Genomic DNA, 14,371 nt, shown 5'->3' with positions numbered 1-14,371 from the left:
CCACACGGCAGTCGTGGCGACACACGGATGGGATGCTGAATGGGCGGGTTTCACGGAGTGCTGCAGGCCGGATCCGGCGTCGAAGGGGGAACCTACCTCCCGGCCGAACCGGGTGCACTCGGGTGGGGCCGCCTGCCGGCGCGCGGCGACTCGCCCGTGCTCACCGTCGACGCCGGCGACGAGGTCGTCATCGACACGGTGAGCCATGAGGGCATCCTCGAAGACCAGGGCCGCGATCCCGCTGCGTTCTTCGGGGCGCACGGTGTCGAGCGCGAGCAGGTGCTCGACGAGGCCGTGGCGCTCGCGGCATCCGATCATCCGCGTGACCCCGCGACCGACGGCCCGCACGTCGTCACCGGCCCGATCGGGGTGCGCGGCGCGCGGCCCGGCGACCTGCTGAAGCTCACCGTCGTCGACACGACCCCGCGCGTGCCCTACGGCGTGATCTCGAATCGCCACGGCCGCGGCGCGCTGCCGGGGGAGTACCCGCAGGGGCAGGGCAACGTCAGCGTCTTCACCCCCATCGAGCGCGACGAGCACGGCGCCTGGTTCGGCGCCCTGCCGCTCGTCGAGGGCGGGGAGCGGAGCATCCGGTTCCCGCTCGCGCCGTTCCTCGGCATCATGGGCGTCGCGGTCGATGCCGACGAGCGGCCGCACTCCGTGCCGCCCGGCGCGCACGGCGGCAACCTCGACATCAATCTCCTCACCGAGGGCGCCTCGCTCTACCTGCCCGTGCAGGTCGACGGGGCGCTCGCCTACGTCGGCGACCCGCACTTCGCGCAAGGCGGCGGCGAGGTCGCGCTGACCGCGCTCGAGGCGTCGCTGCGCGCCACGATCCGGTTCGAGGTCGTGCCGGCCGAGACGGCGGTGCGCGACTTCGGCGAGATAGCCGGGCCGCTCGCCGAGACGAGCGACTACCTCGTGCCGACGGGCCTCGACGCCGACCTCGACCTCGCCATGCAGAACTGCGTGCGCCAGGCGATCGGTCTCCTCGGCGCGCGCTACGGCATGGCGCCCCACCTCGCCTACGCGTACCTCAGCGCGGCGACCGACTTCGACATCTCGCAGGTCGTCGATCTCGTGAAGGGCGTGCACGCTCGCATTCGCACCTCCGACTTCCGGGCGGTGAAGCGTGGCTGAGCGGACGCCGCAGCACGGCGCCGACGGCGCGCCCGTGCACGACGGCGTGCCCGTGCACCTCCCCGACGGCGCCCAAGCGCCCGACGGTCTCGTCGAGGCGGCGCTCGGGTACGAGGCCGCGCTCATGTCCGATGACCTCACGAGGCTCGAGGGGTACTTCGCGCCGGGCGCCGCGACCATCCGCGGCGACGACGGCGGGCTCCTCGTCGGCCGCGACACGATCACCCGGTTCCGCGGCCGCCGCGGGGGAGCGCCGAAGCGCGTGATCGAGGCGCTGCACGTGCGGCCCATCGATGCCGACCACGCGTGGCTCGCCGCGGTCACCGCGCCGCTCGCGGGTGGTCGAGGGCTCGTCACCCAGCTCTGGGAGCGGCAGGACGGCGCGTGGCGCATCGCGGCGGCGCACGTGTCGGCTCCGCCCCGGGCACTCGATCCGCGCGTCTGGCGCGTGGTCGGCGAGCCCCTCCTCCCGGCGTTGGCACAGGGCCCGCTCGACGGGGTCACGGTCGCCGTCAAGGACGTGTTCGCGGTCGAGGGGTTCCCGCTCGGGGCCGGAGTGCCCGTATACCTCGAGGGTGCCGGGCCCGAGCCGCGCTCGGCGGCGAGCCTGCGCGCGCTGCAGGCGGCAGGGGCATCCGTTCGCGGCATCGCACAGACCGACCAGTTCGCCTACAGCATCGCCGGACGGAACGCGGCCTACGGCACCCCGCCGAACCCGGCCGTGCCCGGCGCGATCTCGGGCGGCTCGTCGAGTGGCCCGGCGGCGGCGGTCGCGATGGGGCACGCGACGATCGGCCTCGCGACCGACACGGCCGGCTCGATCCGCATCCCGGCCTCGTACCAGGGGCTGTGGGGACTGCGCACGACGCATGGTGCGGTGAGCACCGAGGGCGTGCTGCCCCTCGCGCCGAGCTTCGACACGGTCGGCTGGATCACGCGCAACGGGGAGACCCTTGCAGCGGCGGCGCGGGCGAGCCTCGATCCGGCGGCGCAGCGGGGCGTCGGTACCGGATTCGTGACGGCGGCCGCGCTCGCCGAGTCGGCGACGCCCGAGGTCGCGCGCTCATTCGCGAGAGCCGTCGAGGCGTTCGCCACGGGCGGCTCGGATGTCTCTGAACTCGACGACCCGGCGATCGGCGGCGACGCCCTCGACGCGCTGTACGCCGCATTCCGAACGGTGCAGGCGTCGGAGGCCTGGGCGGCGCACGGCGCGTGGATCCAGGCGCATCCGGGAGCGCTGGGCGCGGATGTCGCGGCCCGATTCGAATGGGCGGCGGCGATCACGCCCGAAGCAGCGTCCGATGCCCGCGCTCGGCTCGAGGCCGCTCGCCGGGCACTCGATGCCGCGCTCGGCGACGCCGTGCTCGTGCTGCCGTCGGCGGCATCCGCGGCTCCCGCCGTCGACGCCGACGGCGCAGAGATCGAGGCGATCCGGGCGGCGACGCTCAGGATGACCGCCGTCGCCGGTGCCACAGGCCGGCCGGCCGTGTCGGTGCCGGGCGTCACCGCGGATGGCGCACCGATCGGCATCTGCTTCGTGGGGCCCCGAGGCAGCGATCTCGCGCTCGTCGAGGCGGCGATCGGCTGGTCGCAGCACCTGAAACACGTCTGAAACGGGCGTTGCGTAGAATGGTGGCCTGAAACACGAGATTCAGGGAGTCATCATCGCCGTCGCACCGATCAACCCGCCCCCTCGCCTGCTCATGGGTCCCGGCCCCGTGAACGCCGACCCGCGCGTGCTCCGCGCGATGTCGGCCCAGCTCATCGGCCAGTACGACCCGGCGATGACGTCGTACATGAACGAGACGATGGAGCTCTATCGCGGGGTGTTCCGCACCGGCAACGCGGCGACGCTCCTCGTCGACGGCACCTCGCGAGCGGGCATCGAGGCCGCGATCGTCTCCCTCGTCGCTCCCGGCGACCGTGTGCTCGTGCTGATCTTCGGCCGCTTCGGCCACCTCCTCGCCGAGATCGCGAGCCGCGCCGGCGCCGAGGTGCACACTCGTGAGGTCGAGTGGGGCGGCGTCTTCACGTCGGCGGCGATCGAGCAGGCGATCGTCGAGGTGAAGCCCGCGCTCCTCGCGGTCGTGCACGGCGACACGTCGACGACCGTGGCGCAGCCGCTCGATGAGCTCGGCGAGATCTGCGAACGCCACGGCGTGATCTTCTACACGGATGTCACCGCCTCGCTCGGCGGCAACGCCTTCGAGATGGACGCCTGGGGCCTCGACGCCGCGACGGCCGGCCTGCAGAAGTGCCTCGGCGGCCCCTCGGGAAGCTCGCCGATCAGCCTCTCCCCGAAGGCCGTCGCGCGCATCGAGGCGCGCAAGAGCGTCGAGGCCGGCATCCGTGCCGAGGGCGACGCCGTGCGCGACGACCCGATCCGCTCGAACTACTTCGACCTCGCGATGATCCTCGACTATTGGGGCGAGAAGCGGCTCAACCACCACACCGAGGCGACCTCGATGCTCTACGGCGCGCGGGAGTGCGCGCGACTTCTCGTCGACGAGGGCATGGATGCCGCGATCGAACGTCACCGGCTCCACGGCGCGGCGATGGCGGAGGGGGTCGCAGCGCTCGGCCTTCGGATCTTCGGCGATCGCGCCCACCGCATGAACAACGTCGTCGGGGTCTTCATCCCCGACGGCGTCGACGGCGACCGGGTGCGCACGGCGCTGCTCGAGGACTTCGCGATCGAGATCGGCACGTCGTTCGGCCCGCTGCACGGAAAGATCTGGCGCATCGGCACCATGGGCTACAACGCCCGCAAGGATGCGGTGCTCACGACGCTCGCCGCGCTCGAGCACGTGCTCCGCGCCGAAGGACACCGTCTCACCGCGGGCGCCGGTGTCGGCGCTGCGCGTGACGTCTACGCGGAGTCGGTGGCGTGACCCCGCAGCTCGCTCCCGACTCGCTCACGATCGCGGAGCGAGTGCTCGACCGCTGCGACGAGCTCGCCGCGATCTCATCGAGCCCCGACCTGCTCGAGCGCGTGCATCTCTCGCCAGAGCACCGCAAGGCGAACGACCTCGCGGCGGGGTGGATGGAGGAGGCCGGACTCACCGCATGGCAGGATGCCGGCGGCAACCAGTGCGCCCGGCTCGAGGGCGCCGATCCCGACCTGCCGGCGCTCCTGCTCGGCTCGCACCTCGACACCGTGCGTGACGCGGGCAGGTACGACGGCATGCTCGGCGTGCTGCTCGCGATCGAGGTCGCGGCGCGCATCGCCCGGCGCGGCGAACGGTTGCCGTTCGCGCTCGAGGTCGTGGGCTTCACCGACGAGGAGGGCACGCGCTTCGGCAACGCGCTGCTCGGCAGCCGGGCGCTTGCCGGCGAGTTCGATCCCGGGTGGTGGGAGTCGCGCGACCGCGACGGACTCACCCTCCGCGAGGCGCTCATCGACTTCGGCCTCGACCCGTCGCGCATCCGGAGCGCCGCACGACGCCCCGAGTCGCTCGTCGGCTACCTCGAGGTGCACATCGAGCAGGGCCCCTCCCTTGAAGACGCCGACCGGGCGCTCGCCGTGGTCTCCTCGATCGCGGGGGCCCGCCGATTCGAGTTCACGATGACCGGCGTCGCCGGCCACGCCGGCGGCACACCGTACGATCGGCGCCGCGACGCACTCGTCGGCGCGAGCGAACTCGTCGTCGGCATCGAGGAGATCGGCCGCGAATCCGGCGTGATCGCGACCGTCGGCCGCCTGCAGGCCTTCCCGGGCGGCGTCAACGTGATTCCGGGCCGGGTCGACTTCAGCCTCGACCTCCGTGCCGAGTTCGACGACGATCGCGATCGCGCGCTCGCCGAGATCCGGCGCCGCGCGCGCGAGATCGCGGAGCGCCGTGGGCTGCGCTTCGAGTCACGGGAGATCTACCGCGCCGACTCCACGCCGTGCGCGGAGTGGCTCCGCGATGCGGTGGAGCGCGGCATCCGTCAAACCGGCGACGCGGAGCCCATGACCCTCTGGAGTCGCGCCGGGCACGACGGCATGGCCGTGAGCGCGGTCACCGACATCGCGATGCTGTTCCTGCGCTGCGGCAACGGCGGCATCAGCCACCATCCCGACGAGACGGTGACGCTGCAGGATGTCGCGCTCGCCCTCGACGCGTTCGAAGCCGCGGTGCTCGCGGTGGCCGATCGCGTGCGGGCCGAGCCCGAACGACTCGCGGGCGCGCGATGACCACCCCGCCGGCGCCGGCTGCAGTGCCCGCCGCAGTCGGCGGCATCGAGCACCGGATCGAGGCGGCGATGCCGCAGCTCACCCCGCAGGAGCAGCGCATCGCCGAGTTCATCCTCGATCACGTGAGCGAGCTCGCCGTGTACAACTCGAGCGAACTGGCCGCCATGAGCGGCGTCTCGAAGGCGACCGTGAGCCGCCTGTATCGACGGCTCGGGTTCGCGAACTCGCAAGAGGTGCGCGAGCACGTGCTGGCCCGGCGGAGCGCCGGAACGCCGCTCGGCGCAGCCGGCGCACCCGCCGCCTCGCCCGAGGGCGTCGCCGCACTGCTCGCATCGGAGCGGGAGAACCTCTCCCGCTTGCTCGACGCGCTCGCCGGCGGAACCCTGCACGCCGTCGTCACCGCCCTCGTCGAGGCACGCGAGGTGCTCGTCGTCGGCTATCGCAACAGCTATCCCGTCGCCCTGCACCTGCGTGAACAACTCGTGCAGTGCCGGGGCCGCGTGCGGATCGCCCCGCAACCGGGGCAGTCCCTCGGTGAAGACCTCGCCGACCTCGGCGAGGGCGACGTTGTGGTGCTCGTCGGGTTCCGGCGCCGCCCGGCGCGGTTCGCCGAGATCCTCGACGCGGTCGTGGCGACCGGGGCACGGTGCATCCTCATCACCGATCCGAGCGGGCGTGCCCTCGCCGCGCGCGCCGACCTCGCCATCGAGTGCCCGCTCGAGAGCCCGGCGGCGTTCGACAGCTATGCGAGCGCGATGAGCCTCGTGAGCCTCGTCGCGAGCGCCGTGCTCGGCGCCGACATCCGGCGCGGTCGTTCCCGCATCGCCGGCATCGACGCCACCTACCGCGGCCTCGCCGAGATCGAGGGCGTGTGATGGAGCGGTCGCTGCGTGAGGCGATCATCGTCGACGACGCGAAGCGCGGGCGGGCTACGGATTCGACGGGGTCGGCGACGACGCCGGCGGACGGGAAGGCGGGGGCGACGCGCTCGATCCCGTCAACGGTCCCGGTCGAGCCCCGCGCTGAGGTCGGCGCACTCGACGCGCACGGCATCGTGCCGGGCGAGGTACGCGCCCGCGCCCGTGTCGCCCGAGACCTCGGTCGCCACGGCCGTCCAGTGGTCGCGGCCGATGAGCACCGGATGCCCCGGGCGACCGACGAAGACGGCGCGGGTGAGCGCCCCGCGGCGCTCGGCGCCGGTGCCGGCCTGGTCGATGACCCGCCGGCCGACCGCCGGGGGGAGCCCGGCCAAGTCGACGAGGCTCACGAGCACCGCCTCGGCGTCGGTTTCCGCGGCGAACGCGAGCCCGGCTCGGAGTGAAGCGGACAGTCCCCGCTCCCAGTCCGCGGCCACGACCACGTCGGCCCCGGCGGGAACGAGGGCGCGAGCGGCGTCGGCCTCCGCGCCGAGCACGACGACCACCTGGTCGCACCCGGCCGCACGAAGCATCCGGAAGCCGTCGACGACCCACGGCACCCCCGATGCATCACGCACGAGCGCCTTCGGGCGCCCCATGCGCGTGCCCGCACCCGCGGCGAGGAGCACTCCGAGCAGCGAGGCGGTCATGGCTACAGTTAACCCGAGCCGCGCGTGCGGCGCGGGAGGAGTCACCGTGAACGTGTCGAGCGACGCCCGAGAACGATTCCGAGACGAGCTGCGAGCGTGCCTGCACGTCGCTCGCTGGGTCGACGAGGTGGCGGATGCCGCACCGTTCGACTCCCTCGATGCACTGCTCGCCGCGGCATCCGACGCCGCCTCACCGCTCTCGCCGGCCGAGATCGACGAGGCCCTCGCGAGCCACCCGCGCATCGGCGAGAAGCCCGCCGGCAACGGCACTGCCGAGCGGTTCTCCCGCTCCGAGCAGTCGTCGGCCGACGCCGAGGATCCCGAGCTCGCAGTAGCGATCGCCGCCGGCAATCGCGCGTACGAGGAGCGCTTCGGCCGGGTCTTCCTCATCCGCGCCGCGGGTCGCTCTCGGGCCGAGATCCTCGCCGAGCTCTCGAGGCGCATGCGGCTCGTCGACGACGCCGAGCTCGCCGTCGTGGGCGAGCAGCTGCGCGAGATCACGCTGCTTCGCCTCGAACGCATGTACGCGGATGCCGCGTGGCCGATCGGGGTGGCGGCATGACGGGCCGCAGCCACGTCACGACTCACGTGCTCGACGCCGCGGCCGGTCGGCCGGCCGAGGGCGTCGACGTGCGACTCGAAGCCCGTACCGATGTCGGTGCCGCCTGGGCGCCGATCGCCGCCGCCGTCACCGATGCCGACGGCCGTGTCTCCGAGCTCGGCCCGGCGGAGTTGCCCGAGGGCGTCTACCGCGTCGTCTTCGACACGGCCGCGTACTTCGGCGACCGACCGACGTTCTACCCCGAGGTCTCGATCGTGTTCGAGATCGCCGTGGCATCCGAGCACTACCACGTGCCGTTGCTGCTCAGCCCGTTCGCCTACTCGACGTATCGCGGCAGCTGACGCGATACCCGGTGGTCGAGTAGCGACGCGAAGCGCCGCGTATCGAGGCCGCCCTTGGGTAATCTCGAGACGCGTCGTGCTGCGCCCGGCGCTACTCGATCACCGGACGCACCACTCGATCACCGGGCGAGCAGCCGCCCGCGAGGCTCACCACTGATGGGGACGCCGCGAAGCCACGTGCTCGTGACGACGCCCCGCAGCCGCGCGCCCGCGAACGCGGAGACCGGGTTCTTGTGGGCGAGCGCCGAGGGCACGACGGTGAATCGGGTGTCGGGGGCGAATGCCGCGATGTCGGCGTCGGCGCCGAGCGCGATGCGGCCCTTGCCCGAGAGCCCGGCGAACTCTGCCGGCGCTTGCGCCATCCAGCCGAGCACGCTTTCGAGGCCGATGTCGCGGCGCGCCGCCTCGGTCCACACATTCGCGAGGCCGAGCTGCAGCCCGGCGATGCCGCCCCAGGCCCGGCCGAAGTCGCCGTCGAAGCCGAGCTTCAGCTCGGCGGTCGCGGGGGAGTGGTCGGAGACGATCAGGTCGATCACGCCATCGAGGAGGCCGTGCCAGAGCCGATCGCGGTTGCCCTCGTCACGGATCGGCGGGCAGCACTTGAACTCGGTGGCGCCGTCGGGGATGTGCTCGGCGTCGAGCGTGAGGTAGTGCGGGCACGTCTCGGCGGTGAGCCGGAGGCCCTCCGCCTTCGCCTCGGCGATGAGCGGGAGCGCCGCCGCCGAGGAGAGGTGCAGGATGTGCGCCCGGCCGCCCGTTTCGCGGATGCCGTCGATGACGCCCCGGATGGCCACGAGCTCCGCCTCGGGCGGGCGCGAGTCGACGAATCGCGGATAGCTCGGCCCGCCGTCGTTCTCGTGCGCAGTGAGCACCGACGGATCTTCAGCGTGCACGATGAGCAGTCCGTCGAACTCGGCGAGCTCGCGGAGCGCCGCGAGCAGTCCTGCGTGATCGAGGTGGGGGAACTCGTCGACGCCCGACGGTGCCAGGAAGCACTTGAAGCCGAACACGCCGGCGTCGTGCAACTCACGCAGGGTGCCGAGGTTGCCCGGCACCGCGCCGCCCCAGAATCCGACGTCGACGACGGCTTGCGGTGCCGCCGAGGCACGCTTGATCGCGAGGGCGGCGGGATCGATCGTGGGCGGGATGCTGTTCAGCGGCATGTCGACGATCGTCGTGACGCCGCCCGCGGCGGCGGCGCGCGTCGCGCTCGCGAACCCCTCCCACTCGGTGCGTCCGGGCTCGTTGACGTGCACGTGGGTGTCGACGAGACCCGGGATCAGGCGCTCACCGGGAGCGAGGGTCACTTCCGACCGTGCCTCGACCCCGGCGGGCCCGAGTGGCTCGATCGCGGCGATCAGGCCGTCGCGGACCGCGATCGTCGCGGCGCGGAACGCCCCGTCGATGAACGCCGACTCGGCGTGCACGACGAGGTCGTATGGATCGTCGATTGCCGTCATGTTTCCTCCGCACGGACCCTAACAGCGCTCCGTTTCCAGCTCGTTGCACGCACATCATCTCGCAGGGAGCCGTGCAGACGTAGGATCGACGGACCGGAACGTGGAGGCATCGTGCTGGAGCTGTCGGCGGAGATCAGCGCGCGACTCGCGCGCGGCGAGCGGTTCGCGCTCGCGACGGTGACGGCCGTCACGGGCTCGGCGCCGCGTGACCCGGGTGCGTCGATGATCGTCGATCCCGACGGCCGGATCACCGGGAGCGTGTCGGGCGGCTGCGTCGAAGGCGCCGTCTACGAGCTCTGCGAACGCGTGCTCGACGGCGAGGGTGTCGAGCACGGCCGATTCGGCATCGACGACGAGAGCGCCTTCGCGGTCGGGCTCGGTTGCGGCGGCGAGATCGACGTGTTCGTGCAGCCGGCCGCGCCCGGCCTCCTCGATCGTGAGCCGTTCGACCGGGTGCTCGAGGGCGAGTCGAGCGGGATCGCCACGCTCGTGGCCGGCCCGGCCGCCCTGCTCGGTCGCGTCGTCGTTCCGGGCCGGAACGGCAATGACCCCCGAGACGCCGGCTCGTCCGGCCGCCTCCCCGGGCTCGACGACGGCGAACTCGCCGCGGCGGGTGTTCACGGCATCTCCGCCGCGCGAATCGACGCCGAACTCGATCGGAACGTCCGCTCCGGGCGATCGGGTCTCGTGCGCCTCGAGTGCGACGGCGACGACCTCGTGTTCTTCTGCGAGAGCCGGCTCACGCCGCCGCGCATGGTCATCTTCGGGGCCGTCGCCTTCGCCGAGGCGCTCTCCTCGGCGGCGGCGCTCCTCGGCTACCGGGTGAGCGTGTGCGACCACCGGCCGGCGTTCGCGACGGCTGAGCGGTTCCCGGCCGCGCACGAGGTGGTCGCGCAGCGGCCGGTCGCCTACCTCGCCCGTCTCGATGTCGACGAGCGCACGGTCGTCTGCGTGCTGAGCCACGACGCGCGCACCGAGGTTCCACTGCTGCGTCTCGCACTCTCGCTGCCGGTCGCCTACGTCGGCGCGCTCGGCTCCCGGCGCACGCACGAGGAGCGCGTCGAACTGCTTCGCGCGGCCGGCGCCACCGCGGCGGAGCTCGCGCGCCTCAGGTCTCCGATCGGTCTCGACCTCGGCGCGGTGACGCCCGAAGAGACCGCCGTGTCGATCCTCGCCGAGGTGATCGCCGTGCGGTCGGGGCGCGATGCGCGACCGCTCAGCGCGACGATCGGACCGATCCACGCGACCGCCGATCGGGAGGCGGTGGTCGGAGTGTCGTAGTCCCGCCGCGCGAGATCGCCGGCCCGGCGATCGACGTGTCGCGCGTGAGTCGAGATTGTTCATCTGGGAAACATTCCCGTCATGTCGTTTCGATTCACTGGTGCCGAAGGGAATCGCCATGGACCTCAACACGATCACGGGCTATCGCTACGCGCGCTCGCGGGGCGACCTCGTGCTCGACCCCACCGAACGGTTCGTGGCCGGCGGCACCTGGATGTTCTCCGAGCCGCAGCTCGAGGTCACCGGACTCGTCGACCTCTCGACCATGGGCTGGCCCGCCCTCGAGGTGAGCGACGACGGGCTCCGCATCGCCGCGACGTGCACGATCGCCGAGCTCGCCGCGATTCCCGAGCACGAGGGCTGGACCGCGCATCCGTTGTTCTTCCAGTGCGCCACCGCGCTCCTCGCCTCGTTCAAGGTCTGGAACGTCGCCACCGTGGGTGGAAACGTCTGCCGATCGTTCGCCGCCGGGTCGATGGTGTCGCTCGCGGCCGCCCTCGACGGCGTCGCGCTCGTGTGGACGCCCGACGGCGGCGAGTACCGGATGCCGGTCGAGCGTCTCGTGACCGGCAACGGCACCAACTCGCTCGCGCCCGGCGAGGTGCTGCGCGCCGTCGAGATCCCGGCCCACGCGCTGCGGGCCCGCACCGGATACCGCAAGATCGCGCTCGCCGAGCTCGGCCGCTCGGGCGCCGTGCTCACCGGCCGGGTCGACGAAGACGGCTGCGCGGTGTTCGGCATCACGGCGGCGACCTGGCGTCCCACGGTGCTGCGGTACCCCGAGCTGCCGGATGCCGCGACGCTGCGTTCCGACGTGGCATCCGCCGACGGCTACTACACCGACCCGCTCGGCACCGAAGACTGGCGGCGCGAGGTGAGCTGCGTGCTCCTCGAGGAGATCCGGCAGGAGCTCGCCGCATGAGGTTCGCCGTCAACGGCAGCGAGCGCGACGGCGAGCCGCGCGCCGGCCAGTGCCTTCGCACTTTCCTGCGCGATCACGAGCACCTCGAGGTGAAGAAGGGCTGCGACGCCGGCGATTGCGGCGCGTGCTCGGTGCTCGTCGACGGCGTGCCCGTGCACTCGTGCATCTACCCGGCACAGCGCATCGAGGGGCACTCCGTCACGACGGTCGCGGGGCTCGGCACGCCCGACGAGCTCCATCCCATGCAAGCGGCGTTCGTCGACCACTTCGGCTTCCAGTGCGGGTACTGCACGGCCGGCATGATCGTCACCGCGTCGACGCTCCACGAGGAGCAACTGGGCGATCTGCCACGGCTCATGAAAGGCAGCCTGTGCCGTTGCACGGGGTATCGCAGCATCCGCGAGTCGATCACGGCGGGTGTCGCGGCCGCAGGCGAGACGGCGTCGAGCGAGCCCGGCCCGGCTCCGACGACCGAGAGCGGGCAGACGGATGCCGCGCACCCACGCGGCGCCCGCAACCTCGGCTCGACCGGTGCCGACGAACGCCCGGCGTCGCTCATCGGCCGCTCCGTCGCACCGCCCGCGGCACGGCGCGTGGTCACCGGCACCGAGCCGTTCACGTTCGACACGGCGACGCCCGGCGCCCTGCACATCAAGGTGCTCGGCTCGCCGCATGCGCACGCGCGCATCCGCTCGATCGACACGAGCGCGGCACTCGCCCTCGACGGCGTCGAACTCGTGCTCACTCACCACGACGTGCCGGCGATGCGCTTCTCGACCGGTCGGCACGAGCACCGCACCGACGATCCCGACGACACCCGCGTGCTCGACGATGTCGTGCGCTTCGTGGGGCAGCGCGTGGCGGCCGTCGCCGCGATCACCGCGGCAGCGGCCGAAGAGGCGTGCCGGCGCATCGTCGTCGACTACGAGGTGCTGCCCGCGGTCTTCGACCCCGAAGCGGCCCGCACTCCCGGTGCGCCCCTCCTCCACCCCGATCGCACGCCCGCAGACCGCGTCGACGAGGCCGGCCGCAATGTCGTCGCGGCGCTGCACGCCGGGTACGGCGGCGACCTCGACGAGGCGCTCGCGGCATCCGATGTCACCGTCGCGGGCACCTGGCAGACGCAGCGCCTCAGCCATGCCCAGCTCGAGACGCACGGGTCGATCGGATGGCTCGACGACGACGGCCGGCTCGTGGTGCGCACGAGTTCGCAAGTGCCGTTCCTCACCCGCGACGAGCTGTGCCGGCTGCTCGACCTGCCGCAGGATCGCGTGCGCGTCTTCACGGCCCGGGTCGGCGGCGGCTTCGGCGGCAAGCAGGAGCTGTTCACCGAGGACCTCGTCGCGCTCACCGTGCTGCGCACCGGCAAGCCCGCCGTCTACGAGCTCAGTCGTACCGACGAGTTCGTGCGCACGTCGGTGCGGCACCCGATGCGAGTGGCCGTAGCGCTCGGCGCCTCCAGCGACGGCCGGCTCGCGGCGATGCGCGTCGACGTGCTGAGCGATACCGGCGCCTACGGCAACCACTCGCGCGGCGTGATGTTCCACGGATGCGCCGAATCGATCAGCCTCTACACGAGCCCCGTGAAGCGCATCGACGCCGAGGCCGTCTACACGAACAACACCCCGTCGGGCGCGTTCCGCGGCTACGGGCTCGGCCAGGTCATCCTCGCGGTCGAGTCCGCGATGGACGAGCTCGCGATCGAACTCGGCATCGACCCGTTCGAGCTGCGCCGCATCAACGCGATCCGAGAGGGCGAAGTGCCGCTCGGGTTCTTCGGCGAACCCGAGCACGACATCGTCCCGGGCAGCTACGGCCTCGACCAGTGCCTCGACCTCGCCGAGCAGGCCCTCCTGCGCGGCAACGGCGTCGAGGCGCCCGCGGGCGAGCACTGGCGCATCGGCGAGGGCATGGCGGCGTCGATGATCGCCACGATGGCGCCGCGCGGGCATGTCTCGAAGACCACCGTCACCCTGCTCCCCGACGGCGGCTACGTGCTCGGCGTCGGCACGAGCGAGTTCGGCAACGGCACCACGACCGTGCACGCCCAGATCGTCGCGACCGATCTCGGCACGTCCATCGACCGGGTCCAGTTGCGCAACTCCGACACCGACGGGGCCGACTACGACACCGGGGCATTCGCCTCGGCCGGCACGACGGTCGCCGGCAAGGCGCTGCACGCCGCGGCGCTCGCGTTGCGCGACATCCTCCTGGGCACTGCGGCGACCCTCACTGCCACGGATGCCGCGACCTGCACGCTCGGCCCCGACGGCGTCAGCGCAGGCGGGCGGCTCGTCGGCTTCGCCGAGCTCATCGCCGCGACTCCGGCCGAGCACCGCGTGGGCGACGGGATCGCCGCCTCGGCCGCGGAGTACGGCGAGCACCGGTCGCTCGCCTTCAACGTGCAGGCGTTCCGCGTGGCGGTCGACGTGCGCACCGGCGTCGTGCGGATCCTGCAGTCGGTGCAGAGCGCGGATGCCGGAACCGTCATGAACCCCGCGCAGTGCCGCGGCCAGGTGGAGGGCGGTGTTGCGCACGCGATCGGCGGTGCACTCTACGAAGAGGTCATGGTCGAGGAGGGCCGCATCCAGACGCCCGTGTTCCGCATGTACCGGGTGCCGCAGATGGCCGACATCCCCGGCACCGAGGTGCTCTTCGCCGAGACGAGCGACGACCTCGGGCCGTTCGGAGCGAAGTCCATGAGCGAGAGTCCGTACAACCCCGTCGCCGCCGCGCTCGGCAACGCGATCCGGCGCGCCATCGGCGCTCGTCCGTACGAGACCCCGTTCTCCCGCGACCGCGTGTGGCGCCTCGCACGCGACGCCGCGGCATCCGCCCCACCGATCTCGACCGCGTGAACGGCAGGCACCGCCCCGCCCGGGCATGCCCCACGACCCCGACGACCAACGACTAGGAGCAGC

At 72.5% G+C, this 14,371-nt stretch carries 12 protein-coding genes; 10 read left to right on the top strand and 2 right to left on the bottom strand.

The genetic code is table 11. The features are described 5' to 3' along the window. Positions 1-39: 39 nt before the first annotated feature. The 5 genes from J7E25_RS03455 to J7E25_RS03435 all read left to right on the top strand — a co-directional run bounded on the left by J7E25_RS03455 (position 40) and on the right by J7E25_RS03435 (position 6,192). Complete coding sequence (locus tag J7E25_RS03455; RefSeq protein WP_214868014.1) at positions 40-1,140, top strand: acetamidase/formamidase family protein; 1,101 nt, start codon at positions 40-42, stop codon at positions 1,138-1,140. Beyond that, positions 1,133-2,752 carry an AtzH-like domain-containing protein gene (locus J7E25_RS03450; RefSeq protein ID WP_308164339.1) on the top strand — a complete coding sequence of 540 codons (1,620 nt, stop codon included), beginning with the start codon at positions 1,133-1,135 and terminating at the stop codon, positions 2,750-2,752. Before J7E25_RS03455 ends, J7E25_RS03450 begins: the two co-directional genes overlap by 8 nt. A 91-nt stretch (positions 2,753-2,843) precedes the next feature. Then, on the top strand, positions 2,844-4,031 hold the full coding sequence (locus tag J7E25_RS03445; RefSeq protein ID WP_214868012.1) for an alanine--glyoxylate aminotransferase family protein: 1,188 nt from the start codon (positions 2,844-2,846) through the stop codon (positions 4,029-4,031). Next, on the top strand, positions 4,028-5,317 hold the full coding sequence (locus J7E25_RS03440) for an allantoate amidohydrolase (protein ID WP_214868010.1): 1,290 nt from the start codon (positions 4,028-4,030) through the stop codon (positions 5,315-5,317). Before J7E25_RS03445 ends, J7E25_RS03440 begins: the two co-directional genes overlap by 4 nt. Beyond that, positions 5,314-6,192: a MurR/RpiR family transcriptional regulator gene (locus J7E25_RS03435; protein ID WP_214868007.1), complete on the top strand. Its 879-nt coding sequence runs from the start codon at positions 5,314-5,316 to the stop codon at positions 6,190-6,192. The genes J7E25_RS03440 and J7E25_RS03435 overlap by 4 nt, the downstream gene beginning before the upstream one ends. Positions 6,193-6,314: 122 nt before the next feature. On the opposite strand, the gene J7E25_RS03430 is transcribed toward J7E25_RS03435, so the two are convergent. Next, positions 6,315-6,884: an NTP transferase domain-containing protein gene (locus J7E25_RS03430; protein ID WP_214868005.1), complete on the bottom strand. Its 570-nt coding sequence runs from the start codon at positions 6,882-6,884 to the stop codon at positions 6,315-6,317. 46 nt (positions 6,885-6,930) lie between these two features. Between J7E25_RS03430 and uraD the strand changes: the two genes are divergently transcribed. Both uraD and uraH read left to right on the top strand, forming a co-directional pair. Beyond that, on the top strand, positions 6,931-7,446 hold the full coding sequence (gene uraD / locus J7E25_RS03425) for a 2-oxo-4-hydroxy-4-carboxy-5-ureidoimidazoline decarboxylase (protein WP_308164338.1): 516 nt from the start codon (positions 6,931-6,933) through the stop codon (positions 7,444-7,446). Next, positions 7,443-7,787, top strand: a complete 345-nt coding sequence (gene uraH / locus J7E25_RS03420; RefSeq protein ID WP_214868174.1) for a hydroxyisourate hydrolase — start codon at positions 7,443-7,445, stop codon at positions 7,785-7,787. The genes uraD and uraH overlap by 4 nt, the downstream gene beginning before the upstream one ends. Positions 7,788-7,906: 119 nt before the next feature. On the opposite strand, the gene allB is transcribed toward uraH, so the two are convergent. Then, positions 7,907-9,247, bottom strand: coding sequence for an allantoinase AllB (gene allB, locus J7E25_RS03415; RefSeq protein ID WP_214868002.1), 1,341 nt, complete (start codon positions 9,245-9,247; stop codon positions 7,907-7,909). Between the two features lie 111 nt (positions 9,248-9,358). Here allB and J7E25_RS03410 point away from each other — a divergent pair, with 111 nt between their 5' ends. The 3 genes from J7E25_RS03410 to J7E25_RS03400 all read left to right on the top strand — a co-directional run bounded on the left by J7E25_RS03410 (position 9,359) and on the right by J7E25_RS03400 (position 14,308). Then, positions 9,359-10,528 carry an XdhC family protein gene (locus J7E25_RS03410; RefSeq protein ID WP_214868000.1) on the top strand — a complete coding sequence of 390 codons (1,170 nt, stop codon included), beginning with the start codon at positions 9,359-9,361 and terminating at the stop codon, positions 10,526-10,528. A gap of 100 nt (positions 10,529-10,628) precedes the next feature. Beyond that, on the top strand, positions 10,629-11,450 hold the full coding sequence (locus J7E25_RS03405) for an FAD binding domain-containing protein (protein ID WP_308164337.1): 822 nt from the start codon (positions 10,629-10,631) through the stop codon (positions 11,448-11,450). Beyond that, positions 11,447-14,308: a molybdopterin-dependent oxidoreductase gene (locus tag J7E25_RS03400; protein ID WP_214867998.1), complete on the top strand. Its 2,862-nt coding sequence runs from the start codon at positions 11,447-11,449 to the stop codon at positions 14,306-14,308. The genes J7E25_RS03405 and J7E25_RS03400 overlap by 4 nt, the downstream gene beginning before the upstream one ends. The last annotated feature ends 63 nt before the right edge of the window (positions 14,309-14,371 follow it).

It is taken from the genome of Agromyces sp. ISL-38, assembly GCF_018613935.1.
Taxonomy (GTDB): Bacteria; Actinomycetota; Actinomycetes; order Actinomycetales; family Microbacteriaceae; genus Agromyces.
Note: the sequence above shows the minus strand (reverse complement) of the source record. Positions and strands in the feature narration are given on the sequence as shown.